Genomic DNA, 23,175 nt, shown 5'->3' with positions numbered 1-23,175 from the left:
TGAACGCGATCCGCATATATGATTTCTGTTCAGATATGTGGGTGGTGATCGGGTTTGAGGTGCCGTCAGACCCGGACGTACGTGGCCAGCGTGTCTATGAAGGCGGTCGCGAGCGGGTCCGGAGCGGGGCGGGTGTAGGCGGCGAGAACGCGCCGCACCGGCGGGTCGGGTCGCAGCAGCCGGCCGGCGAAGTGCTCCGGCAGGAGGTTGGCCGGAACCAGGGCGGGGCCGAGCCCGGCCGCGGCGAGAAGTGGTGCGGCGGCGGTCTGTTCCGTGCATACGGAGGTGCGGGGCCGGAAGCCCGCCTCGGCGCACGCGGCGTCCACCAGCCCGGCGAGGCCGTTGCCCGGTGCGTACTGGACCCACTCACGATCGGAGAGGTCGGCGAGGCACACCCGGTCGGAGGCGGAGGCGGTAGCGGAGGCGGGCGGGTCGTCGTCGGCGGGGAGGACAACCACGAACTCCTCCGTGCCCAGTTCCCGTACCGCCCCGTCCCAGTCCGCCGGCACCGGACCGATCGCGAGGTCCGCCCGGCCCCCGGCGCTCGCCGCCCGCAGCGCGTCGGTGTGCGGAAACTCGAGCAGCCTCACCCGCACCGCGGGATGCTCGCCGTGCCAGACGCGCAGCACGGGCGGCAGCGCGCCCACGGTGAGCGAGTAGACGACGGCGACGACGATCTCGCCGCCCTCCAGGCCGGCGGCCCGGCGGGCCGCACCCCGGGCACCGTCGTCACCCCGGGCGAGACCCGGCACTTCACCTTCGGCTCGGGTGACTTCCTCCTCCACGACCTGGAGAACACGGGAGACGCGCCGCTCGTCTTCGTCACCGTCGAGTTCATTCGGAGCGCCAACCTTCCCCTTCGGCTGGAGCCCTGACGGGCGGGTGCTCCAGGTCGCCGACCGGTTGCCCGGCAGGCCGGCGCGCCCCGAGCACGGTGGGGTCGTACGGTATGGCTGCACGCAAGCGCCCGCGACGACCTGGAGCCCGTACCGTGATCGCCCGCCTACCCCGCCCCCTGCGCAGCGCGCTGTCGGCCCTCGCCCTGGCCGGAGTGCTCGCCGCTACGGCCGTGGGATGCGCGTCGCCCGGTGACGGCGAGGGCGGCGACTCCGCCCCCTCCTCCCCGTCGGCCACCGCCCGCTCGGTGGTCCCGCCCGAGCCCCACGTCGGTTTCGACTACCAGATCGGCGGATCGTACCCGCCGCCTCCCGGCGTCGGCGCGGTCTCCCGCGACCGTACGGCCAAGCCCGCCGAAGGCCTCTACAACATCTGCTACGTCAACGCCTTCCAGGCCCAGCCTGACGCCACCGACTGGTGGCAGCAGAACCACCCCGACCTCCTCCTGACCAACGACGACGGATCGCCGGTCATGGACCAGGACTGGGACGAGGCCCTCTTCGACATCTCCACACCTGCCAAGCGCGAGCGGCTCGCCGCGATCGTCGGCGACTGGATCGACGGCTGCGCCGCCGCCGGCTACCAGGCCGTCGAGGCCGACAACCTCGACTCCCACGAACGCTCCGAGGGCCGCCTCACCCCCGAACACGACCTGGCCTTCGCCACGTTGATCGTCGCCCGCGCCCACGAAGCCGGACTGGCGATCGGTCAGAAGAACGCCTCCGAACTCGCCCAGCGGGGCCGGGCCATCGGCTTCGACTTCGCGGTCGCCGAGGAGTGCGGCCAGTACGACGAGTGCGGCCCGTACGCGACCGCCTTCGACAACCGAGTGCTGGTCATCGAGTACGAACCGAAGGGCCTGGCGCGGGCCTGTGAACGCTGGGGCCGGACGCTCTCCGTCGTCCTGCGCGACACCGACGTCCGTCCCGCGGGCGAAACGGGCTACGTACGCGCGACCTGCTGACCCGGCTGGGACGGGGCGTGACCGGCGCGAACACGTACGCGCCGGGCCACGCCCACGCCTCACATCGAGGTCGACAGCGGGACCGTGATCTGCTTCAGCCACGCGCCCTTCGCGAAGTCGCGGGCCTTCACCACGACCCGGTCGCGGAAGACCTCGACCTGGAGACCCTGGTTGAACGTGCCCGGCACCGACACCTCCCCGCCCTTGCCGTCGTCCGTATAACCCGTCTGCACCGCACCCGTGTTGACCACGGAGAAACCGTCGAGGTTCGCCGTCCCCGTGACCACCCGGCGGACGTACCAGTCGGACAGCCCCAGATCCCAGTGGGTGTGCCCGCAGAACAGGAACACGTCACGGTGCCGGCCGAGGAGCCCGAGCAGCCGGTCGGCCTGGAGATAGTCCCGCGAGTACAGCCGGTTGTGGCTGCCGGAGACCGTGTTGGGGAGCGGGTGGTGGGTGATGACCATGACCGGCCTCCGCCGCCGCGCCCAGTACGCCAGCCGCTCCTCCAGCCAGCTGAACTGCGCGTCGCTGAGCCACACTTCGTCCCAGAGCTGCGGGTCGTGGTAGTGCATGTACTTCTCGGTGCCGAGGCTCAGCACCGGGATCCCGCCGAACGAGTGCTCGGCGTAGACCGTGTTGCGGCCGGCGAAATCGTAGAAGCTGCGGAAGAGCGAGTCCTCGGTCGTCCCGTTGGGCCAGGTCGCCTGCGCGAGCGTCGACGGATCGCTCCACTTGGGCACGTAGAACTCGTGGTTGCCGATGGCCCAGGCGACGGCGGGCGCGTGGGTGTGCTTGGCCAACTCGGCCGTGACCGCCGCGTATTCGGCGTCGTAGCCGCGCGGAGTGATGTCACCCGCGATGGCGAGCCCCGCGCTGCCCGGGTTGATCGCGTGCATGTCCTCCAGGGCGACCCCGAGGTCCCGCAGGTCGCCCTGGATGTCGCTGATGACGTTGAACGTGGCGACCGGCCGGCCCGGCCGCCCGCTCGGACTGCCCTGGGCGGGCATCGCGGCACTCGCCGGTATCTGGGCGGCGGCGACCGCGGTCACCGCCCCGGTGGCGGCGGTGAGAACAGACCTGCGATCCACGGGAGATCCTTTCGACGGGAGCGGTGGCCACCGGGGGAAGGCGTGGACACCGCGCGCTTCGGACCAGACCCGTTATGGATACGGGACCCGCCGAACCGGCCACCGGGCAGCGGAATGACTGCGGTATGAACGAATCCGGAAGGCCGGGTGCGTACGTGCTGGACATCCGCTCCCGGACGACACCCTGGACGATCGCCCAGGGCGCCCGCCCCGGACGACCGCTCAGCCCTGCTCGTACGGGAACCGGGCGAGCGGAGCCTCCCGCTGGAAGAAGGTCTTGGCGCGGACGAGCGCCGGCCCGTCGTCCCTGACCTGCCCCGGCCGCGAGCCGTTGCCGCACAGCAGCCCGCCGAACCGCATCCCCAGGTACGCGGCCGTGTGGTTGAGCGTGGTGCCGAGCCCGCCGGCGACGACGTCGTCGCGGTCCGCCATCACCGTCACGCCCCACAGGGTCCGCCCCGCCATCCGCTCCTTGAAGTCCGAGCCCGGCGCGGACAGCCAGCCCGACCAGTAGTCGAGGTAGCGCTTGGTCTGGGCGGAGAGGGTGTACCAGTACAGCGGCGAGGCGAGGACGATGTCGGTCGCCTCAAGCGTCGCCTGCCGCAGCACCTCCTCGTTCTCCTCGGCCGGCCACCCCTCGGTCTCGTGCCGGCCGTCCTGGAAATCGGGCAACGGCAGCCGCGACAGATCCACCCAGCGACGGCCTACGTCGTCCGGCAACTGCTCGGCGGCGGCGCGCGCGAGTATCTCCGTATTGCCGTCGGCCCGGGAACTCCCGAGGACGAAGAGGAACGAGCGGTTGCCAAGGCTCACTGTGGTCATGGATCTCTCCCGTGTGCGGAATGTCCTGCTGAGAAGGGACGTTAAGCCTTCACACCGATGCGAAGGTCAAGCGCGCACATGAACGGGCAGGTCACATGCTGATCGGAGAGTTGTCACGACGTACGGGCGTCAGCGCCCGGCTGCTCCGGTACTACGAGGAACAGGGCCTGCTGGCGGCCGACCGGGGCCCGAACGGCTACCGCGCATACGCCGAGGACGCCGAGACCACCGTCCGGCAGGTCCGTGCCCTCCTGCGCGCGGGCCTGACCACGGACGTGATCCGGGCCGTGCTGCCGTGTGCCCGGGGCGAGCTGCCGGAGTTCGACTGGTGCGTCGACCTACGGGAGATCCTGGACCGCGAACTGGCGGCGGCAGACGCCCGTATCGACGACCTCCGCCGAGGCCGCGAGACCCTGGCCGGCTACCTCGCCGCGCCCTGACCCTCCGCCCGCGAGGCCCGGTACCGCCCCGGCGTCGTACCGAACTCGCGGCTGAAGGCGTGCGACAGCGCGTACGGCGTCCCGTAACCGACGCGGCGGGCGATCGCCGCCAAGGAGTCCTCGGTGTCGCGCAGCCGTGCCGCGGCCAAGGTCAGCCGCCACCAGGTGAGATACGCCATCGGCGGCCGCCCGACCAGTGAGGTGAACCGGCGGGCCAGGGTCGGACGGGAGACGCCCGCCGCGGTGGCCAGCCGGTCGTTGCTCCACGCCGCGGCGGGGTCGGCGTGCAGCGCCCGCAGGGCGGCCGCCGTCACGGGGTCGCCCAGGACCGCCGACCACGCGCCGCCACTGTTCCGGGCCACCCAGGCCCGGATCATGTAGACGAGCAGGAGATCGACGAGGCTGGGAACGGCGATCCCCGCCCCGGGCCGGTCCGCGCCCAGCTCACCGCCCAACAGGTCGATCGCGGCCCGCAGTTCGGCATGGTCACCCACCCGGTTCGGCAGGTGGACGAGGGTGGGCAGTTCCGCCATCAGTGGATGGACGCGGCTGTGGTCGAGGCGGTACTTGCCGCACAGCATCTCCACCCCCGGCTCCCCGCCACGACCTGCCGCGTCCGCACGCCCCGGCGGCTTGATCCACCGCTCGAACGGCACGGCCCGTGCGACGGTCTCCGCGTCGGCGGGGGAGTCGGCGATCACATGGCCCGTTCCGTGCGGCAACAGCACCGCGTCCCCGGCGGCGAGGGCCACGGGCGCGCCGCCGTCGGGCAGCAGCCAACAGCCGCCCTCCAGCACGACATGGAAGCCGGCGCCGTCGTACGGGGCGAACCGCGCGCACCAACTCCCGTTCACCCGCACCCGGTCGGACGCCGCCTGGCCCATCCGTACGGCCGCGATCACGTCACTCACCACATCCATGACGCCAGCGTATCCCTGGTCTCGCCAGTGAGCCGCAAACGTATTCAGCAGAGCAGTACGGACATTGAGATGCTCACCACGACCTCCCTAGGGTCGACGGCATGAACACCACGCAGAGCGCCCCGCACCTGATGCTGGGAGACGTCGAGGTCATCCGGGTCGTCGAGTGGCGGGGCGCGTTCGCGCCCGCACGGCACCTCGTTCCGGACGCCGATGACGCCGTATGGCGCGACAACGAGAGCTGGCTGGCCCCCGACCACTGGGACCCGGCCACGGACCACGCCGTGATGGCGCTCCAGACCTGGGTCCTCCGCAGCGCCGGACGGACCGTCCTCATCGACACAGGGGTGGGCAACGGCCGCGAGCGGCCCGGCTCACCGCAGTTCCACCACTGGCAGGGCGACTTCCTCGGCGGCCTGGCACGGGCCGGAATCCAGCCGGAGGACGTCGACATCGTCGTCAACACCCACATCCACGCCGACCACGTCGGCTGGAACACCACCGCCTCCGACGGCGAATGGATCCCGACCTTCCCCCGCGCCCAGTACCTCGTCCCGGCCGCCGACGACGCGTTCTACGGCCCTGGGAACATTCACGGACCCGGCAGGCGGGAGGACGACCGGTACGTCTACGAGGACAGCATCGCCCCCGTCCACCACGCCGGTCAGACCGTGCTCTGGGACGGTGCGTACCGCATCGACGAGCACCTCACCCTCGAATCCGCCCCCGGCCACACCCCGGGCTCCGCCATCCTGAGGGTCGCCTCGGGCGGCGACCGGGCGGCCTTCGTCGGCGACCTCCTGCACAGCCCGGTACAGATCCTCAGGCCCTCGTGCAACAGCTGCTTCTGCCTGGACGCGGCGGCGGCCGGGACAAGCCGCCGCCGCGTCCTCGAACGGGCCGCGACGGAACGCGAACTCGTCGTCCCCGCCCACTTCAATGGCACCGGTATCGCGGAAGTCCGCCGCGATACCGGCACCCTCACCGTCGGCCGGTGGCACTAGGCACGCCACCGGCCCCGCGTAACGTCAGTCGGCCGCCCCGTACGCGACCCGCAGCTTCGCCACGGCGCCGGTCAGATCACCCGTCACGAGCAGGTGGTCGGCCTCGGCGAACGGCTTCGCCGTCGCCTCCGTGACGTGCTGTCCGATCCGCTCCTGGACGATCACCCGTGCCCTCGCCACCAGCTCCCGGCCCTCGGCCGAGGAGCCGCGCCCGACCGCTTGAAGGACCTTGGCCGCGACGGCGATGGCCTTCAGGGCCGAGTCCCCGCCGGCCGGAGCCCGGCCGAGCGTGGTCAGGCCCCAGCCGTACGGGAACTGCGGATCGTAGGCCGCGTCACCGACGTTGACCGGCAGCTGAGCCGCGGACTTCGGCCAGGTGACGGGCAGCTGCCCGGTGAACGGGCGGGCACCGTAGAGGACATCGGCGACGCCGTCGCCCTCCGTGCCCGGCAGCCACGACGCGACGAGCGCGTCGATCGCACCCAGCCGGTCACCGATGAGCTGCGGCCGCCCGGACACCACGAGCACCGCGCACTTCATCGCGGCACAGACCTTGTCGACGGCGGCCTTGTCGGCGGCGGACAGCTCCAGGTCGTGGCCGTTGCCGACGTCCCCGATGCCCTCCGCGTACGGCGTCTCACCGACGACCACGACACCGACGTCGTACCCGTCCGTCGCGGCCGAGGCGTCCTTCGAGTACGCGATCTCCGTGTCGGGCGCGGCCTTCCGCATCCCCTCCAGAATCGTCGTACCGGTCGTCGTCCGACCGGACGAGCCCTGCCAGCTGACCGTCCAGCCGCCCGCCTGGTTGCCGATGTCGTCGGCGTTCGACCCGGCGACGTACACCTTCTGTGACTTCTTCAGCGGCAGCACCGCGCCGTCGTTCTTCAGCAGGACCTGGGACTTGGCGGCCGCCTCCCGCGCCACCGCGCGGTGCGCGGGGGAGCCGATCTCGTCCAGGTGGGTGGTATCCGCGTACGGCCGCTCGAACAGACCCAGCTTGAACTTCTGCGTCAGGATCCGCGCCACCGCGTCGTCGATCCGGGCCTGGCCGACGCGCCCGGCCGTCACCTCGTCCTTCAGGGTCCGGGTGAAGTCCTGGTAGTTGGTCGGCACCATGATCATGTCGAGTCCGGCGTTGACCGACGTCCGTACGTCGCTCGGGTAGTCGCCCGGGATCTGGTCGATGGCCTGCCAGTCACTGATCACGAAGCCGTCGAAGCCCATGCGGTCCTTGAGGACCCCGTTGATCATCTCCGCGTTGGCGTGCATCTTCACCGGTCCCTGGTCGTCGCCCAGGACGTCCAGCGAGGAGTACGACGGCATGACCGTGCCCGCCCCGCGCTCCACCGCCTCGGCGAACGGCGCCAGATGGACCGCCTCCAGCTCCTCCCGGGTCACCTTCGTGACGCCCTGGTCGATCGTGTACGAGCCGGTGGTCGACGACCCGAACTCCGTCCCGCCGTCGCCGACGAAGTGCTTGGCGGTGGTCAGCACCTTGTCGTTACGGTCCAGGTCCCGGCCGTCGCGCGCGCCCTGCATCCCGTTGATCACCGTCTCCATGGCGGTCACCAGGGCGGGGTCCTCGCCGAACGCCTCGTACGACCGTCCCCAGCGCTCGTCACGCGTCACGCAGACACACGGCGCGAAGTCCCACGGGATGCCGGTCGCCCGCACCTCCTTCGCGGTCACCGCACCGGTCCGCTCGGCGACCTTCGGATCGCGGGACGCCCCGATGCCGATGTTGTGCGGCATGATCGTCGAGCCGACCACGTTGTTGTGGCCGTGCACCGCGTCCACCCCGTAGATCAACGGGATCTGGAAACGGGTCGCCTGCGCGCGCAGTTGGTAGGCGTCGATCATCTTCGCCCAGGCCGCCGGCGTGTTGGGCGACGGCACCGACCCGCCGCCCGAAAGCAGCGAGCCGAGGTCGTAGGAGGCGATGTCGCCCGGGGAGCGCAGCGCGTTGCGCTCGGCCTGCGTCATCTGGCCGGCCTTCTCCGCCAGCGACATCCGCCCGAGCAGATCCGCCACGCGCTTCTGCACCGGCAGCTTCGCGTTCAGATACGGCAGACCGTGCGCGTCCACGACGACCTGCGGGTTCTCCGCGGGCGCCTTGGCGCCCGTGACGCCGAGCGTGAGCGGAATCGTCTCCGCCGATTCGGCGGAACGATCCTTCTTCGTGACCACGGAGATCGACCGTGTCTCACCGGAGGCCGTACCGGCCGGGAAGGTCACGGACCCGGTGACCGGCGCGTAGTCGGTACCGGACTCGGCGGTGCCGCCTTCGGTGGCGTACGTGACGGTGACGGGCTCGGCGAGCGGAGCGGACCCGGTCGTGGCGACGGAGACCTTCACCTCGGCGGTCCCGCCCTCATCGACGGGGTACACGGCGGCGTCCGTGACGACCTTGGTGGTCAGGGCCGGCTCGGCCTTCCCGTACAGCTCCACGCCGTCCAGGGCGAAGGCGCCGGGCGAGCCCGGCGGCAGCGTGAGGGCGTACCCCCACATCTCGTTCAGTCCGAGGACCTGGTCGATGCCGCCCACCGGCTGGTAGTCGGCGCGGTACTGGAAGTCGGAGAACGGGATCTCGACGAGGTGCCAGCCCTCCCAGTCGTCCGTGAACGACGTCGTCCACAGCTCGGACGCCTCGCCGTTCGCCCCGCCGTCCTTGATCTCGAAGTTGACGCGCTTGCCGGACCCGGGCGGCAGGGGAGCGGTGTTCTGCCCGTACCACCAGAAGCGGATGCCCTTGTTCGCCGTCCAGTCGTGCGCGGGCCTGTCGAACGCGAAGTCGTGGCTGAACCCGCCCCAGCCGCTGATGTCGTAGTCGCCCGCGAGGACCTTCGTACCCTCGGGGGCGTCGGCCCGCTCGGCGATCCGCAGCTTCGGCGGGTCGTCGGCGTCGCTGCCCCACGTGAAGATGCCCTCGGCGGGCGGGTTGGCGAAGGGGATCTCCCCTTCGAACCGGTCGACGGCCACCGGCGCGGGCTCGGGCCCTGGCTCGTCGGCCGCGGCGCTCGGCAGCGTCGCTCCGGTGAGCAGAGTGCCGAGCAGAGCGGTGACGGCGATCACCGCCGTGGTTCGTGGCATTGCGGCTCCTTGTACGGGGACAGCGGGACAAACAGGGGACAAAACAGGGGACAAGCAGGGGGACCTACAGGGGACATGCGGGCGCGGGGCTACGTACGGGAACGGCGCTCACGCGGAGCGCCGCACGACGAGTTCCGTGGGCAGCACCACCGGTTCACGCGTGACCGGCTCACCGCCCAGCCCGGCGAGGAGCATGCGCGCGGCCGTCTCACCCATCCGGTGCATCGGCTGGCGGATGGTCGTCAGCGGCGGTTCGGTGTGCCGGGCCATGGGAATGTCGTCGAAGCCGACGACGGCCACGTCGTCCGGGACACTCCGCCCGGCCTCGCGCAGCGCGCGCAGCACGCCCGCCGCGATCAGGTCGTTGTGCGCGAAGACGCCGTCGAAGTCCCAGCCCCCGTCGAGAGCGCGCCGGACGGCGGAGCGCCCGGTCTCCTCCGTGAACTCGCCCGCCACGACCAGCTCGGTCGGCAGGACCTCGCGGAACCCGGCCAGCCGGTCGCGTACACAACCGAAGTCCCGCCGGCCGGTCACGACCAGCGGCCTCGTGCGGCCCGAGCCGAGCAGATGACGGGCGGCGGCCGCGCCACCCGCGCGGTTCGTCGTGGCTACCGACGGGAACGCGGGGTGCTGTCCACGGTCGTCGATGAGCACGACCGGCAGACCACGCCGGTGCATCGCCTCGATGGTGTCGAGGGTGTTCTCCGGTTCGACCACGAGGAGCCCGTCGAAGGCCCGGGCGGAGACCTGACCGGCGAAGTGCCGGACGGAGTCGGCGCCCCGGTTGCACGTGAAGAGCAGCAGGCCGTACCCGGCGGCCTCGACGGTGTCCACGACACCTTGGAGGACCTCGCCCATCCACGGCCAGGTGAGGGACGGCGTCAGCATGCCGATGGTCCGGCTGGAGCCGCGTGCGAGACCGACGGCGCCCGAGCTGGGGACGTACCCCAGTACATTGATCACTTCACGAACACGGGCGGCGGTCGCCGAGTCCACCTCCGTGCGGGTGTTCAGGACCCGGGAGACCGTCGTCTTGCTGACACCCGCCTGACGTGCGACGTCGGCGATCGTGACACGCATCGGGGGCCTCCGCGTCGGGGGGACTGACATCGGTGTCGGAACCGCTCCCGGAACCGGTTCCGGCGCGGTGCGGTGAGTCAACCGCCACCCCGCCCCGCCGTCAAGACTTCACGCCGTGAACGCCTCAAACTCCCCTCCGCCGCATCCAACTCCCGCCCTGCGTTCAGGATATGAATGCGCGACACCTTGACGCCCGCCTCCAACCCCAGTTCACTCTCGACTCGGGCCGAGCCAGGACGGCGCGCGTGCGCCGAGTCCACGTCATCTCTCGGGTCCCCCACCCCCGCCGAGAAGGGCATTCACATGCTCCGTTCGACGCACAACAACCCCCGCCCCCGCCTCCGCCCCCGCCTCCGCCCCCGGCCGCCTCGTGGCCGGCTGATGAGAACGCTCCTCGCCGGCGTACTCGCCGCATCGGGCCTCACCGGCGTCGCCGGAATCACCGGCCTCTCCGCCGGCACCGCGCACGCCGCAGGAGAGCAGGTGAACGTCTGGCTGACCACCACCGACGACACCGGCGGCCGCCATGTCACCCGCGGACTCCAGCAGCAGACCCCGATCACCTTCCAGGCCGGAAACGGCGGCGCGGGCACCACCCTCACCGTCGACGAGAACACCCGCTACCAGACCTTCAGCGGCGGCGGCGCCTCCTTCACCGACACCGCCGCCTGGCTGATGAAGGGCTCCGGGGCCCTGTCCCAGGCGACCCGGGACGAGACGATGCGCAAGCTCTTCTCGCCGACCGACGGCATCGGCCTGTCCTTCGTCCGCAACCCCATGGGCGGCTCGGACCTAGCCCGCTTCGGCTACACGTACAACGACCTGCCGGCCGGTCAGACCGACCCCACCCTCGCGCGGTTCTCCCTCGCCCACGACCTCCAGGACGTCCTGCCGCTCACCAAGCAGGCCAAGCAGCTCAACCCGGCGCTCACCCTCGTCGCCTCGCCCTGGACAGCCCCCGCCTGGATGAAGGACAGCGGCCAGCTGAACGGCGGCTGGCTGAAGGCCGAGAACTACGGCACGTACGCCGACTACTTCGTCAAGTACCTCCAGGGCTGGCGCGACCAGGGCATCCCCGTCGACTACGTCACCGCCCAGAACGAACCGACCTGCTGCGGCGGCTACCCGTCGATGAGCTGGAACGGCTCCGGACTCGCCTACTTCACCAAGAGCGAGCTGCTGCCGAAGCTCCAGTCCGCCGGCCTGCCCACCAAGGTCCTCGCCCACGACTGGAACTGGGACACGTACGACGCCTACGCCGCCCAGACGGTCGACGACGCGGCCGTACGCAGCCACCCGAACTTCGGCGGCGTCGCGTGGCACGGCTACGGCGGCGACATCGCCAAGCAGACCCAGATCCACGACCGTTACCCGCAGTTGGACGCCTTCCAGACCGAGCACTCCGGCGGCACCTGGATCGCCAACCAGCAGCGCGAAGACATGATGAACATCATCGACTACACCCGCAACTGGGCGAAGTCGGTCACCAAATGGTCGCTCGCCGTCGACCAGAACCGCGGCCCGCACAACGGCGGCTGCGGCGTCTGCGACGGACTGATCACCGTCCACAACGGCGACTCCCGGCACGGCCAGGTCGACTACACGGTCGAGTACTACACCATGGGCCACCTCACGAAGTTCGTCCGGCCGGGCGCCCACCGCATCGCCTCCACCGGGAGCTCGACCGTCCCCAACGTCGCCTGGCGCAACCCCGACGGCTCGAAGGCGCTCATCGCCTACAACGACTCGACGGCCGCGCAGCAGATGACCGTCAACTGGGGCACGAGCCACTACACGTACACGCTCCCGGGCAAGACCTCCGCCACCTTCACCTGGGCGGGTGGCCAGTCCGCCACCCAGTCCCTCGTCGGGCTCGGCGGCGCCTGCCTCGACGTCGCGGGCGGCTCCAGCGCGGACGGTACGCCGGTCCAGCTCTACCAGTGCAACGGCTCGGCCGCCCAGAACTGGACGATCCAGCCCGACGGCACCGTGCGCGCCCTCGGCAAGTGCCTGGACGTGACGGGCGGCTCGACGGCGGACGGGGCCAAGGTCCAGCTCTACACCTGCAACGGCACGGGCGCCCAGCGCTGGCGCCACGAACCGGCCTCCGCCGACCTCGTGAACGTGGGCGCCGACAAGTGCCTGGACGCCACCGACCACTCCTCCGCGAACGGCACCCGGGCCCAGATATGGTCCTGCACCGGAGCGGCCAACCAGAGGTGGCGCCTGACCGTCGTCTAGGGTCCGTACGCATGACCGACCGCGTCCTGGAACTCCTGCGTACCCGCCCCGACCTGGCCGAACTGGCGGCGTTCCCCTTCGACTTCGACATCGGCCGGGCGTACCACGTCGAGGAGGTCCACCTGGCGTCCGGCGCGTCGTTGGAGGCGATCGCCGGTGACGACACCGGCGGCACGTACTTCCTCTGCGGCGGAACGGCCGTGCTCCACGCCTCTTCCGACGGGTACGCGTCACTGCTCGCGGACTCCGTCGGCGAGGCGCTGGAGATCCTCGTCCGGCTGCCCGCCTGGTGCGAGAACGTCTCCGCCGAGCTGGACGAGGAGGGCCTGCTCGCCGCCGTACGGGAAGGGGACGACGAGGCCCGCGAGGAGTTCGCCCCCGACCTCGACGCACATCGGGCCGCGCTGCTCCACGGCCTCGGCCTGCCGGCCGACCGGCCGCTGGTGGAGCTCAACGCCCTGGCCGAGTCCGCCACCCGGCGCACCGACCCGGATCACGTCCTGCTCAACTCCCGGGAACTGTGCGCCTACCAGTTGGAGGAGTCCTACCGGCCGTCCCTGCGCGAGATCGTCCTCGCGCCGGGGCTCCCGGTCGTGGACCCTGAGAATCCGGGCTCCCTGACCGGGAGCCTGGACGGCCTCCCTCCGGCGAGCCCGTTCACCTGGATCGAGCTCGCCCGCAGACAGGGCCGCGTCGAGCATGCCCGCGCGGCCCTCATTCGCATGCTGGACGAAGCGGGCCCGGCCCGGGACCCCCTCCGTCGGATCGGCGACGCCCTGGAGCGCCTCGGCGACCACGCCCAGGCGGCCCGAGCCCGGTCCTATCTCGGCTCGGGGATCAGTTGACGAAGACGGGCGCGCCTGCCTGCGTGGTGTCCGAGACGGGACCGTACTTGGCGGTGAAGAAGCCGTTCGCGGGGCAGGTGCCCGGCCCGCTGGCCTTGGTGAACTGCTGGTTGGCGAAGGCGAGCGAGTTGTCCGCGTTGGACGGGGTCGCCGTCAGACTCGTGGCCCGGTAGACGCAGGTCGTCACACCCAGGATGGTGTTGATCTTCAGCGTGGTCTGGATCGGGCCCGCGCTTCCGGCGCTCACGGTCAGCGCGCCGCCCGAGGTGACGGACGTCGTGTACGGGAGGTTGTTGACCGTGATGCTCTGCACACCGGTCGCTCCCACGATGTTGGTCGTGCAGGTGCTCAGGGTGTGGGAGTTGAGCGTCTCGGTCGCGGTGCCGGGTGCCGCCGGGTTGCTCGTGACGGTCGCGTTGAACGCCGAGGAGGTGCAGGTGATGCCGGTGCTGCCGCCGGACGTGGTGGCGATCTTCGCGGTGGTGCCCGAGGCGAGCGAGGCGGCGAGCACGTCGCCGACCGCGACGGCCGGACCGCTCGCGCTGCCGGTCGTCAGGACGCTGCCGGCCGCGGTGGCCGGGTGGGTGACGGCCAGGACGGCGGCGAGAGCGGCACCGGCGGAGGCTAAGAAGGCACGCTTGTCCATGGTGGGGGTCCTTTCGTTCCACGGTGAGGGTGGTGGAGCTGTGCCGGGGGATGCGGGGGACATCACCCGGCGGCGGGTATGCGTGGGTGGCCCCCTCGGCAGCGGCCGGTGAGGGCGGGCCCTCGGCGGCGGCCGGTGGCGGGGGAAGGTTGCGGCTCGACGGTGGGGGAGAGCGAAGGCGGATCCCTGGCCGGACCGATCCGGCGCCACGGATCGGCCCAGTGCTGTCGCGGGAGGCGACGAGAGCGTGATACTCGGTGCGGTGCCCGGTGCGGTGTTGCGCCGTGCTGTGCGCCGCACGAGAGGAAAACCCATCAGGGTTGTAAACCTGTCGAGTATGTGACGTCAACAGCCCTGGGGGATGTGGCCGGTGAAGGGTGCTCGTCCGACCGAGGAGTGGCAGGCGCTGCCCGGCGCCCGCACGGGCCGCGACCCGGAGCGTTCCCTGCGCCCCGGACCTCGTCGGCTGACTCCGGAACAGGTGGCATCGCGGCAGCGCGAGAGGCTGCTCGACGGGGTGGCCCGCATGGTCGCGGCGCACGGCTACGCCGGTGCCCGGATCAGCGACATCTGCCGGGCCGCCGGAGTGACCCGGCCGGTCTTCTACGCCCTGTTCACGGGCAAGGAGGACGCGGTCCTGGCCGCGTACCGGAGCGGTACGGAGATGGTCGTACGGGCCATGGAACGGGCGTACGAGGAGGCGGGCGGAGGGGCGTCCTGGCCGGCGGCCGTACGGGCCGGACTGCGGACGTTACTGGCGCTGCTTTCGCAGACGCCGGCGTTCGCGCGGATGGTGGTCGAGATCGAGTCGGCGGGGCCCGCCGGACGCCGCGCGCGGGCCGAACTTCTGGCCAGTTTCCGACGGTTCTTCGTGGACGCGCCGCCGGGGCCGCAGGGGGTGGCGCGGGAGGAGCTGGTGGACACGGTCGTCGGCGCGGTCCATGCGGCGGTGCATCGGGCGGTGGACGAGGACCGCACGGACCGGCTTCCGCACTTGCTGGACACCCTCGTGCACGTCGTGGTGGCCCCGTTCACCCACCCCTGAGACCTGCGGAACGATCGATCAACTGCGCCTTTATTCGCACACTAGTTGACTGGGCGGTAACGACGGGTTTACGGTCCAGGCGGTTCCCTGCCACGCGGCCGCCTCCGCACGAGACGTGACGCACGACGCGAGGAAAACCCGGGCGGGCACGGGAATCGACCGGATCCGCCGTCCGCGCCAGGACATCGCCGCCACAGGTCTGTTTCCTCGTCACTGTCAGGAGCACCTCATGGCTCTGTCCGAAGACCCCACCCCCACCGAGTCCTTACCCGCGGCCGAAGAGCCCCGCCGCAGAGGCCGCGTCCGCTTCCGGCGCGCCGGCCTGATGGCGGTCCCCGCGTGCGCGATCGCCGGAACCCTCGTCGTCCTGACCGCGCAGGGCGCCCTCGCCGCCCAGTTCGCCATCTCCGGGATGCCGTTCGTCGTCAAGGCCGACAAGCTCACGGGCACCGGCTTCGGCCAGTTCGGAGCCCTGGACACGATGCCCGAGGGCAGCCCCAACGCGGGCGACACCGGCGGTCAGATCCTGGTCATCGTCACCGCCATCCGGCAGGCGGAGCTCACCAACCTCTGCCAGAGCGTGGAACTCGGCGGCACCCACCTGCTCATCACGGCGGGCAACAGGGGAACGCCGGTCAAGGCCTCCGGTCTGACCACGGACTCCACCGAGATCTCCGGCAAGGTCGCCGCGTTCGACAACATCGAGATCGGCGGGGACGCCAGCACCTTCGACAAACCCCCGGTCAAGGGCCCGCTCGGCAGCTTCGGCCAGCAGGCCGACACCGTCACGATCACCGACGTGTACCAGAAGAACTACGCCACCACGGCCACCCGCTTCACCCTGCCCGACCTGCACATGAGCTTCTCGTCCGAGGGCTGCTGACGATGACACCGCCGGCCACCGGCGGCCGGCACCACAGGCGCGGGCCCTGGCGGGCCTTCGCCGCGTGGCGTCACCGCCGCCCGTTCGCTCCGGGCGTCTTGATCATGCTCGGCGGTGCCGAGATCCTGCTCACCCAACGGGCGAGTATCTCCGTCATCCTCACGGCGGGCGCGGACAGCCTGGCCGGCTACGTCCTCCCGGTGATCATGGTCGTCTGCGGGGCGCTGGTCCTCTTCAACCCCCGCCAGCGCCTGTTCTACTCGATCGTCGCCGTGCTGGCCTCGCTCGCGACCTGGGTCACGTCGAACCTCGGCGGATTCTTCATCGGCCTGCTCCTCGGCCTCGTCGGCAGCTCACTCGCCTTCGGCTGGCTGCCTGACCAGCCCCCACGCCGCTGGCGCCTGCCCGGCGCTCGGCGCCAGAAGCGGGCGTAGACCCGGCAAGGGCGCTGTTGCCGGCAACAGCCGGGCGACAGCGCCCTTGGGCGAGCGTGGACGATCAGCCGGTACGCGATCAGCCGGGACGCGACCGGTTCGGTACGCCACCGATCGGTACGCCACCGATCGGTACGCGACCGATCGGTACGGACTAGTCGGTACCGGACTCCATCGCGGCACGGTCGAGCAGCTCGTCGTTGGCGGAGACCTCACCACGCGAGGCGATCGCCTCGGCGCCGCCCTGCGGCATCGTGCCGATCAGCCCGGTCGCGGCCGCCTGGGCGGCACCGATCGCCGGGCTTCCGGTGCCGATCAGGCCGAGCCCGGCGTACTGCTCCAGCTTCGCCCGCGAGTCGGCGATGTCGAGGTTACGCATCGTCAGCTGACCGATCCGGTCCACCGGGCCGAACGCGGAGTCCTCGGTGCGCTCCATCGACAGCTTGTCCGGGTGGTAGCTGAACGCCGGGCCCGTGGTGTCGACGATCGAGTAGTCCTCACCGCGCCGCAGCCGCAGGGTCACCTCGCCCGTGACGGCCGCGCCGACCCAGCGCTGCAGCGACTCGCGGATCATCAGCGCCTGCGGGTCGAGCCACCGGCCCTCGTACATCAGCCGGCCGAGGCGCCGGCCCTCGTTGTGGTACTGGGCGAGGGTGTCCTCGTTGTGGATGGCGTTGACGAGCCGCTCGTACGCCGCGTGCAGCAGCGCCATGCCGGGCGCCTCGTAGATCCCGCGGCTCTTCGCCTCGATGATCCGGTTCTCGATCTGGTCGGACATGCCCATGCCGTGGCGTCCGCCGATCGCGTTCGCCTCCATGACGAGGGCGACGGGGGAGCCGAACTCCTTGCCGTTGATCGTGACCGGGCGGCCCTGGTCGAAGCCGATCGTCACGTCCTCGGGGGCGATCTCGACGGACGGGTCCCAGAACCGTACGCCCATGATCGGCTGCACGGTCTCGACGCCCGTGTCGAGGTGCTCAAGGATCTTGGCCTCGTGGGTGGCGCCCCAGATGTTGGCGTCGGTGGAGTACGCCTTCTCGGTGCTGTCCCGGTAGGGCAGGCCGTGCGTGAGCAGCCACTCGGACATCTCGGTGCGGCCGCCGAGCTCGGTCACGAAGTCCGCGTCCAGCCAGGGCTTGTAGATCCGCAGGTGCGGGTTGGCGAGCAGCCCGTACCGGTAGAACCGCTCGATGTCATTGCCCTTGAAGGTCGAGCCGTCGCCCCAGATCTGCACGTCGTCCTCGAGCATCGCCCGTACAAGCAGCGTGCCCGTGACCGCGCGGCCGAGCGGAGTGGTGTTGAAATAGGCGCGCCCGCCGGAGCGGATGTGGAACGCCCCGCAGGTCAGCGCGGCCAGGCCCTCCTCCACCAGCGCGGCGCGGCAGTCGACGAGGCGGGCGATCTCGGCGCCGTAGGTCTTGGCGCGACCGGGCACGGAGGCGATGTCCGGCTCGTCGTACTGGCCGATGTCGGCGGTGTACGTGCACGGGACGGCGCCCTTGTCGCGCATCCACGCGACCGCGACGGACGTGTCGAGCCCGCCGGAGAAGGCGATTCCGACCCGCTCGCCGGAAGGAAGGGAGGTGAGGACCTTAGACATAGAAAGAGTATGCATCAGAACGCATGACCATGCAAAGCGAATGGGTTCTGCGGCCGCCTGTACGCCCGCGAGAGTCGGTCACGTGGCCTGTACGCGGGCGAGCGTGAGGACGGCGGTGGCCGAAGTGGCACCCAACAGCGCCCCGGCCAGCACATCGCCGGGGTAGTGGACACCGGTGTGGACCCGGGAGTAGCCCACCGCGCAGGCGAGCGCGGTCAGGGGCAGCGCCGTGTGCGGCAGGACGGCGCCGACGACGGTTGCGAAGGCGACGGCCGAGGCGGTGTGCCCGGAGGGGAACGAGGCGGAGGTGGGCATCGGTACATGCCGGGCCACGATCACCCGAGCCGCTTCACGGTCCGGCCGGGGACGCCGTACGAGACGCTTGCCGAGCAGGTTCGCGGAGATCGAGGCCATGGCCACCGCGCCGACGCCCAGGACGGCGGCGCGCCGTGCGCGGCCGGGGGAGAGGGCGAGCACGGCGGCGATCCCGAAGGAGAGCTTCGAGTGGTCGGCCGCGGCGGACAGCCGCCGCAGACCGGTGTCGAGCGTGGGCGTGGGGGTCGCGGCGACGGCGGCGTAGAGGGCACCGTCGACGGCCCTCAGATCGGTGAGAACGGCGGCGATACCGACGGGCTCGCCGTCACTCGGACTACTCATCGCCCCTCCCGGGGAAAGCCAGGGTGAAGATCCGCCGCCAGTCGACGGAAGGGGCGGCGGGCGGTGCCCCTGGCCGGTCGCGCGGGACGCGTACGCGCAGCGCGCGGTGACGGATGGTGCAGGTCACGGGGGTGGCGAGGGTGAGCGCCTCGCCGTCGACGGCGACGGGCATGGTGTCGTCGCCGTCGGTCACGTCGACCCGGTGTGCGGTCAGGACGTGGAGGCTGTCGGAGAACGACCCCCGCAGGGCCATGTCGGCGGCGCCGGCCGCACTCTCGACACGTACGCCGATGACACCGAGCTCACCCTGGTCGAGACGGGGCCGGCGCCCGGTGAAGGGATCGGGCCGCGTGTAGGGGTTGTTGCTGACGAGCAGCGCCTGCTGGGCCGGCAGATGCCGGCCGTCGTCCGTGACCGCGTCGAGCCGTGGCCCGCTCTCACGGAGGAGATCGGGCATGGCGTCGAGCGCGGTCCCGGCCTTGGCGTCGCGGTACTCGGGACGCTGCACGACCTGCGCGTACACCCCGAAGGACACGGTGTTGACGAAGGGCCGCCCGTTGACCTCACCGAGATCGACACGGAGCTCCTCGCCATGGGTGAGGGCGCCGAGGCTCAGCGACGGGTCGTTCCGGTCGAGCCCGAGGTCCATGGCGAAGTGGTTCCGGGTACCCGCCGGGACGACGAGGAACGGCAGATCGTGCTCGGCCGCGACAGCGGCGACCTGCGCCTGTGTACCGTCCCCGCCGGCGACACCGAGCAGGTCGGCTCCCTCGGACACGGCGGTGCGGGCCAGATGACCGACGTCCACGGGGCTGGTGGGCTCCAGCAGGATCACCCGGACCCCGAGCCCCTCGGCCCGTTCGACCAACCGGAACCGCGCCACCTTGCCACCCCCGGACGCGGGGTTCATCAGGATGACGGCCCGCCGGGGAGCATGCCGGGCCTCTCCCCGCATGACATGGCCCTCGCGCGGCCGCCGCAGAGCCGCCCGCCCACACGCCAACGCCACAGCCCAGAGCCCGACGACGACGAGCGCGGTCACCCACAGACCACCGCGCACGTACAGCACGATCACGCCGACGGGCGCGCCGACCATGAGGAAGGCCCCCAGCCAGCGCAGCGGCCCCCGCCGGGCGAGCATCCACCACATCCCGGCGGCGGAGACGACGAGCCCGACGAACCCACCGACCACGATCACCATCCCGCCCCCGCCCACTTCCAGGAGCAGCACGACGACGGCCGCCATGACGGCCAGCACGGCACCCCGGGCCCACAGCCGAGCATGCGCCGCGCCTGTCGCCATCGTCCCCACCTTTCATGGACAGCCGTCAGGCCAGCCTTCCCGTACAACCCTCAACGCGGCATCCCGGCGGGACCCGTCCGGGGGACGCCGGAGGTGTTCCGTGGGTGCTGGAAGCCGATGAGTTCGCCGGGTCGGTTGGTGATGATGCCGTCGACGCCGTACCGGGTGTGCCGGTCCCACTTCTCGGCGGTGTCGAGGGTCCACACCCACACCCCCACACCGGCCTGGTGAAGCTGGTCGACGACGCCGGGGTTCTTCTCCAGCGCGGTTCCGGCGGGGTTGTACAGGGCGAGACGCAGCTCTTCGGAGACGGCTACGGGGTCGGGGTCCAGGGTGTTGCGCAGCAGGCCGAGAGGAATGTCGGGGGCCAGCGTGCGGACCCAGCGCAGGTGCTGGGGGTCGAAGCTCTGGATGAGGACGCGCTCGGTCATCTCCTGGACCCGCACGATGTCGATGATCGCCGCGACCTGCTGAATGTCGTCGGCCCGTTTGATCTCCAGGAGGAGGTTGCCGCCGCGGGTCCGCAGGTCGGCGAGTTGCTCGGTGAGGGTGGGGACACGAGTGCCGGCGAAGACGGGCGCGAACCAGGACCCCGCGTCGAGCGAGTGCAACTGCGCGGAGCTCAGCGTGGCGATGGCGCCGGTGCCGTCGGTGGTGCGGTCCACGGTGGCGTCGTGCATCAGATGCGGTACGCCGTCCTGGCTGAGGCGCACGTCGTTCTCGATGAAGCCGGCCCCGGAACGCCGCGCGATCTCCTGTGCCGCGATGGTGTTCTCCGGCGCGAGCGACGACGCGCCACGATGGGCGACGACGGCCGGCGGAGCTCCGTCGGCGAGGAGAGGGAGCGATGACCCGACGGTGACGGTCGCCCTGCCGGTGCCGGTGCTGGTACCGGTGCCGACGGCGGCGCCTGCGGGTCCGGGAAGGGCGGCGGCACCGGCGAGGGAGCCCAGCACCACACAGGCGGCGAGGGCCAGGGCGGTACGCAGGGGGCGAGGGCGCATGCGGGTAGGACGCATGCCGGGAGGCTAGTACGCCCTACCCATGCCGTCAGCCGCCACGCCGTTCGGCGTTCATCGTCGCCCGACATTTCTGCCGCGTGGGGCGGAGGAGGTCGAGAACGGCGCTTCGGCTCCGTCCCAGGGGCGGATGGCGACGGCCGCCGTGGCCGTACCGCACTCATGGAGGCGCAATATGACGATCCAGCGGATGGACAACGTCCTCATCGTTGTCGAGGACCTTGACGAGGTTGTCTCGTTCTTCGTCGAACTGGGCATGGAACTGCAGGGCAGGGGGCCGGCCGAGGGGCCCTGGGTGGAGAGTGTCATCGGGCTCCGCGGTGTCCGGCAGGAGGTCGCCATGCTGCGGACCCCGGACGGTCCCGGCCGCATCGAGCTGGCGATGTTCCACGAGCCGAAGGCGATCAGCCCCGAGCCGAAGGACGCGCCGGCGAACACGCTGGGCATTCGCCGCGTCATGTTCGCCGTCGACGACATCGAGGACGTCATCGCCCGCCTGCGCGCACACGGCGCCGAACTCGTCGGCGAGCTGGCACAGTACGAGAACACCTACCGCCTCTGCTACGTCCGCGGCCCCGAGGGGATCGTCGTCGGCCTGGCCCAAGAGCTGAGCTGAAGCGGCTGCGCCGGGCGCACGGTGCGACCCTGGAAGAGGTCGCCACCGGCTTCGGGAAGGGGCAGTTGATGAGCCCCTCGGGCCGGATCGAGTATGGCGTCACATCCGCCCGGCCAGCGAACTCCGCCCACCTCGAAGGCGGCAGCACCCCCGCCCGTGACCCAGGAGCCCACCACCATGACGAACACCACCGGTCGGTCGCTGCGGCGTGCCTGGATCGCGCGGCTGGGCCCGCGAGGTGAGGTCGGCATCGACCGAGCGGCTTCTCCGCGCGCGATCGTCGAGGACGCCGTCGAGCGCGTCGGCGCGGACCCCGTGTGCTGGGCGATCGAACTGAGCTCCGCGGTCGTGCGCCGGATCGTCGGCGAGGTGCCGGCCCTCGGCGGTGGCCCGGCCGGGGTCGAGATGCTTCGACGGGGCAATGAGGCAACCACCCTGCGGGCGCTGTTCACACTGGTGGAGGGCCCGGCCGCCGCCCCACCCGTCGGTGAGGCGACCCTGGAGGGCATCCGCGAGTACGTTCACCGGGGCGTACCGCTCGAACAGGTCCTGCACGGCGTCCGGATCGGGCATGCGGCGACGACCGAGGCGTTCCTGCGGGCCTGCGCCGAGCTGGTCGACCCGGAGGCGGCGGTCGACGAGGTCACGGCCATCTCCCGCGAGCTGTTCTCGTACGTCGACGACCACGCCGACGTCATGATCCGCACGTACCTCGCGGAGCACGAGGTGTGGAGCACCGGCGCAGCCGCGGCACGGGCCGACATCGTGCGTTCCCTGCTGAGTGATGGCACGACCGACGCCACGACGACGGATGTCGGCGAGGCGTCGCGTGTCCTCGGCTACGACCTGCGGCGCACCCACGAGGCAGTGGTGGTGTGGTCGGACTCGCCGGACAAGAACTCCACGCTCCAGGCGGCGGCGATCGAGGCGCTACGAGCCCGGGGCGCCACCACGCCGCTGGTCGTCCCCGTGGCCTCGGGGCGGTTGTGGGCGTGGGGCACGGTGCCGGCGGACGGCACGCACCGGACCGGGGGGACCGGTTCGTGGGAGGCCGTCGCGGGGGCGCTGTCCCGGCAGCGGACACAGGCGGCCTTCGGGACCCCGGGCGCCGGCGTCGCGGGCTTCCGTCGCTCCCACGACGAGGCCACGCGCGGGGAGAGGGTCGAGCGACTGCGGCGCGAGGCCGGCCGGGTTCCGAGGCATGCGACCGCCTACGCCGACGTCGCCACCGTCGCGCTCCTGGCCACCGATCTCGACGCAGCCGGTGACTTCGTACGACGTGAACTCGGCGGGCTCGCTGCGCGTACCGCGTCGATGGAGGCACTGCGGACCACGCTGTACCGCTACCTCGCCGCCGAGCGCAGCCTCGTGGACGTGGCCCGACGCCTGCACGTGGCCAGGGGGACGGTGACGTACCGCGTGAAGCGGGCCCAGGAGGTCCTCGGCCGCGACCTCGACGAGGGCCGCTTCGCCCTCCACACCGCCTTGGCACTGGCCGAGGAATTGGGGGACGCGGTCCTCCTGCCCCGCGACGAGGTGGGGTGAGCCGGCAGACCAACGGGGGACCGGGATCCT

The 23,175-nt window shown here is 71.3% G+C and carries 22 protein-coding genes; 11 read left to right on the top strand and 11 right to left on the bottom strand.

Translation table 11 applies throughout. The features are described from left to right. Window positions 1–65: 65 nt before the first annotated feature. Window positions 66–647: a LysR family transcriptional regulator substrate-binding protein gene (locus Q5762_RS00310; protein WP_315889816.1), complete on the bottom strand. Its 582-nt coding sequence runs from the start codon at window positions 645–647 to the stop codon at window positions 66–68. On the opposite strand from Q5762_RS00310, the gene Q5762_RS00305 reads away from it, so the two are divergent. Further along, window positions 612–875 (top strand): hypothetical protein, encoded by a 264-nt coding sequence (locus tag Q5762_RS00305; RefSeq protein WP_315889815.1) that lies wholly within the window; start codon window positions 612–614, stop codon window positions 873–875. The two genes, Q5762_RS00310 and Q5762_RS00305, sit on opposite strands and share 36 nt — an antisense overlap. A gap of 119 nt (window positions 876–994) precedes the next feature. Then, complete coding sequence (locus Q5762_RS00300; protein WP_399494253.1) at window positions 995–1,861, top strand: endo alpha-1,4 polygalactosaminidase; 867 nt, start codon at window positions 995–997, stop codon at window positions 1,859–1,861. Window positions 1,862–1,920: 59 nt separating this feature from the next. Here Q5762_RS00300 and Q5762_RS00295 read toward each other — a convergent pair whose 3' ends face one another. Both Q5762_RS00295 and Q5762_RS00290 read right to left on the bottom strand, forming a co-directional pair. After that, the gene (locus Q5762_RS00295) at window positions 1,921–2,952 is read right to left on the bottom strand and encodes a DUF4073 domain-containing protein (protein ID WP_315889813.1); all 1,032 of its coding nucleotides are present in this window, start codon (window positions 2,950–2,952) and stop codon (window positions 1,921–1,923) included. Window positions 2,953–3,174: 222 nt separating this feature from the next. Beyond that, window positions 3,175–3,774: an NAD(P)H-dependent oxidoreductase gene (locus Q5762_RS00290; RefSeq protein ID WP_315889812.1), complete on the bottom strand. Its 600-nt coding sequence runs from the start codon at window positions 3,772–3,774 to the stop codon at window positions 3,175–3,177. 95 nt (window positions 3,775–3,869) lie between these two features. On the opposite strand from Q5762_RS00290, the gene Q5762_RS00285 reads away from it, so the two are divergent. Beyond that, on the top strand, window positions 3,870–4,214 hold the full coding sequence (locus Q5762_RS00285) for a MerR family transcriptional regulator (RefSeq protein WP_315889811.1): 345 nt from the start codon (window positions 3,870–3,872) through the stop codon (window positions 4,212–4,214). Here the strand turns inward: Q5762_RS00285 and Q5762_RS00280 are convergent. Further along, entirely contained in the window at window positions 4,196–5,134 is a 939-nt protein-coding gene (locus tag Q5762_RS00280) for an AraC family transcriptional regulator (RefSeq protein WP_315889810.1), read from the bottom strand. The genes Q5762_RS00285 and Q5762_RS00280 overlap by 19 nt on opposite strands. 101 nt (window positions 5,135–5,235) lie before the next feature. On the opposite strand from Q5762_RS00280, the gene Q5762_RS00275 reads away from it, so the two are divergent. Next, window positions 5,236–6,138 carry an MBL fold metallo-hydrolase gene (locus tag Q5762_RS00275; RefSeq protein WP_315889809.1) on the top strand — a complete coding sequence of 301 codons (903 nt, stop codon included), beginning with the start codon at window positions 5,236–5,238 and terminating at the stop codon, window positions 6,136–6,138. A 24-nt stretch (window positions 6,139–6,162) separates the two neighbouring features. On the opposite strand, the gene Q5762_RS00270 is transcribed toward Q5762_RS00275, so the two are convergent. Further along, complete coding sequence (locus Q5762_RS00270; protein WP_315889808.1) at window positions 6,163–9,231, bottom strand: glycoside hydrolase family 3 N-terminal domain-containing protein; 3,069 nt, start codon at window positions 9,229–9,231, stop codon at window positions 6,163–6,165. A 108-nt stretch (window positions 9,232–9,339) separates the two neighbouring features. Then, window positions 9,340–10,311, bottom strand: coding sequence for a LacI family DNA-binding transcriptional regulator (locus Q5762_RS00265; RefSeq protein ID WP_315889807.1), 972 nt, complete (start codon window positions 10,309–10,311; stop codon window positions 9,340–9,342). Window positions 10,312–10,692: 381 nt separating this feature from the next. Between Q5762_RS00265 and Q5762_RS00260 the strand changes: the two genes are divergently transcribed. After that, complete coding sequence (locus Q5762_RS00260; protein WP_315890229.1) at window positions 10,693–12,552, top strand: ricin-type beta-trefoil lectin domain protein; 1,860 nt, start codon at window positions 10,693–10,695, stop codon at window positions 12,550–12,552. Window positions 12,553–12,563: 11 nt separating this feature from the next. Then, the gene (locus Q5762_RS00255; protein ID WP_315889806.1) at window positions 12,564–13,397 is read left to right on the top strand and encodes a hypothetical protein; all 834 of its coding nucleotides are present in this window, start codon (window positions 12,564–12,566) and stop codon (window positions 13,395–13,397) included. Here the strand turns inward: Q5762_RS00255 and Q5762_RS00250 are convergent. Continuing rightward, window positions 13,390–14,043 carry a Tat pathway signal sequence domain protein gene (locus Q5762_RS00250; RefSeq protein ID WP_315889805.1) on the bottom strand — a complete coding sequence of 218 codons (654 nt, stop codon included), beginning with the start codon at window positions 14,041–14,043 and terminating at the stop codon, window positions 13,390–13,392. The genes Q5762_RS00255 and Q5762_RS00250 overlap by 8 nt on opposite strands. 370 nt (window positions 14,044–14,413) lie before the next feature. On the opposite strand from Q5762_RS00250, the gene Q5762_RS00245 reads away from it, so the two are divergent. From Q5762_RS00245 to Q5762_RS00235, 3 genes are all read left to right on the top strand, one after another. Then, window positions 14,414–15,088 (top strand): TetR/AcrR family transcriptional regulator, encoded by a 675-nt coding sequence (locus Q5762_RS00245; RefSeq protein WP_315889804.1) that lies wholly within the window; start codon window positions 14,414–14,416, stop codon window positions 15,086–15,088. A 229-nt stretch (window positions 15,089–15,317) separates the two neighbouring features. Further along, a complete protein-coding gene (locus Q5762_RS00240) occupies window positions 15,318–15,971 on the top strand; it encodes a DUF6230 family protein (protein WP_315889803.1) in 654 nt (217 codons plus the stop codon). Window positions 15,972–15,973: 2 nt separating this feature from the next. Beyond that, the gene (locus Q5762_RS00235; RefSeq protein ID WP_315889802.1) at window positions 15,974–16,405 is read left to right on the top strand and encodes a DUF6114 domain-containing protein; all 432 of its coding nucleotides are present in this window, start codon (window positions 15,974–15,976) and stop codon (window positions 16,403–16,405) included. 154 nt (window positions 16,406–16,559) lie between these two features. Here Q5762_RS00235 and argG read toward each other — a convergent pair whose 3' ends face one another. The 4 genes from argG to Q5762_RS00215 all read right to left on the bottom strand — a co-directional run bounded on the left by argG (window position 16,560) and on the right by Q5762_RS00215 (window position 20,984). Next, window positions 16,560–18,005 (bottom strand): argininosuccinate synthase, encoded by a 1,446-nt coding sequence (argG, locus tag Q5762_RS00230; protein WP_315889801.1) that lies wholly within the window; start codon window positions 18,003–18,005, stop codon window positions 16,560–16,562. Between the two features lie 78 nt (window positions 18,006–18,083). Further along, complete coding sequence (locus Q5762_RS00225) at window positions 18,084–18,662, bottom strand: phosphatase PAP2 family protein (RefSeq protein ID WP_315889800.1); 579 nt, start codon at window positions 18,660–18,662, stop codon at window positions 18,084–18,086. After that, a complete protein-coding gene (locus Q5762_RS00220) occupies window positions 18,655–19,965 on the bottom strand; it encodes a diacylglycerol kinase family protein (protein ID WP_315889799.1) in 1,311 nt (436 codons plus the stop codon). The genes Q5762_RS00225 and Q5762_RS00220 overlap by 8 nt, the downstream gene beginning before the upstream one ends. Window positions 19,966–20,015: 50 nt before the next feature. Then, on the bottom strand, window positions 20,016–20,984 hold the full coding sequence (locus tag Q5762_RS00215) for a glycerophosphodiester phosphodiesterase family protein (RefSeq protein ID WP_315889798.1): 969 nt from the start codon (window positions 20,982–20,984) through the stop codon (window positions 20,016–20,018). A 175-nt stretch (window positions 20,985–21,159) separates the two neighbouring features. On the opposite strand from Q5762_RS00215, the gene Q5762_RS00210 reads away from it, so the two are divergent. Next, complete coding sequence (locus Q5762_RS00210) at window positions 21,160–21,600, top strand: VOC family protein (RefSeq protein WP_315889797.1); 441 nt, start codon at window positions 21,160–21,162, stop codon at window positions 21,598–21,600. Window positions 21,601–21,777: 177 nt separating this feature from the next. Then, a complete protein-coding gene (locus tag Q5762_RS00205) occupies window positions 21,778–23,145 on the top strand; it encodes a helix-turn-helix domain-containing protein (protein WP_315889796.1) in 1,368 nt (455 codons plus the stop codon). Window positions 23,146–23,175 lie beyond the last annotated feature (30 nt).

It is taken from the genome of Streptomyces sp. P9(2023) (assembly GCF_032436795.1).
Taxonomy (GTDB): domain Bacteria; phylum Actinomycetota; class Actinomycetes; order Streptomycetales; family Streptomycetaceae; genus Streptomyces.
This window is presented reverse-complemented; position numbering and strand designations above follow the sequence as displayed.

Coding starts and splice junctions, on each gene's coding strand:
- Q5762_RS00235 (WP_315889802.1), top strand. CDS start 15,974: ATGACACCGCCGGCCACCGGCGGCCGGCACCACAGGCGCGGGCCCTGG.
- Q5762_RS00250 (WP_315889805.1), bottom strand. CDS start 14,043: ATGGACAAGCGTGCCTTCTTAGCCTCCGCCGGTGCCGCTCTCGCCGCC.
- Q5762_RS00210 (WP_315889797.1), top strand. CDS start 21,160: ATGACGATCCAGCGGATGGACAACGTCCTCATCGTTGTCGAGGACCTT.
- Q5762_RS00255 (WP_315889806.1), top strand. CDS start 12,564: ATGACCGACCGCGTCCTGGAACTCCTGCGTACCCGCCCCGACCTGGCC.
- Q5762_RS00275 (WP_315889809.1), top strand. CDS start 5,236: ATGAACACCACGCAGAGCGCCCCGCACCTGATGCTGGGAGACGTCGAG.
- Q5762_RS00280 (WP_315889810.1), bottom strand. CDS start 5,134: ATGGATGTGGTGAGTGACGTGATCGCGGCCGTACGGATGGGCCAGGCG.
- Q5762_RS00205 (WP_315889796.1), top strand. CDS start 21,778: ATGACGAACACCACCGGTCGGTCGCTGCGGCGTGCCTGGATCGCGCGG.
- Q5762_RS00290 (WP_315889812.1), bottom strand. CDS start 3,774: ATGACCACAGTGAGCCTTGGCAACCGCTCGTTCCTCTTCGTCCTCGGG.
- Q5762_RS00285 (WP_315889811.1), top strand. CDS start 3,870: ATGCTGATCGGAGAGTTGTCACGACGTACGGGCGTCAGCGCCCGGCTG.
- Q5762_RS00270 (WP_315889808.1), bottom strand. CDS start 9,231: ATGCCACGAACCACGGCGGTGATCGCCGTCACCGCTCTGCTCGGCACT.
- Q5762_RS00240 (WP_315889803.1), top strand. CDS start 15,318: ATGGCTCTGTCCGAAGACCCCACCCCCACCGAGTCCTTACCCGCGGCC.
- Q5762_RS00225 (WP_315889800.1), bottom strand. CDS start 18,662: ATGAGTAGTCCGAGTGACGGCGAGCCCGTCGGTATCGCCGCCGTTCTC.
- Q5762_RS00220 (WP_315889799.1), bottom strand. CDS start 19,965: ATGGCGACAGGCGCGGCGCATGCTCGGCTGTGGGCCCGGGGTGCCGTG.
- Q5762_RS00215 (WP_315889798.1), bottom strand. CDS start 20,984: ATGCGTCCTACCCGCATGCGCCCTCGCCCCCTGCGTACCGCCCTGGCC.
- argG (WP_315889801.1), bottom strand. CDS start 18,005: ATGTCTAAGGTCCTCACCTCCCTTCCTTCCGGCGAGCGGGTCGGAATC.
- Q5762_RS00265 (WP_315889807.1), bottom strand. CDS start 10,311: ATGCGTGTCACGATCGCCGACGTCGCACGTCAGGCGGGTGTCAGCAAG.
- Q5762_RS00260 (WP_315890229.1), top strand. CDS start 10,693: ATGAGAACGCTCCTCGCCGGCGTACTCGCCGCATCGGGCCTCACCGGC.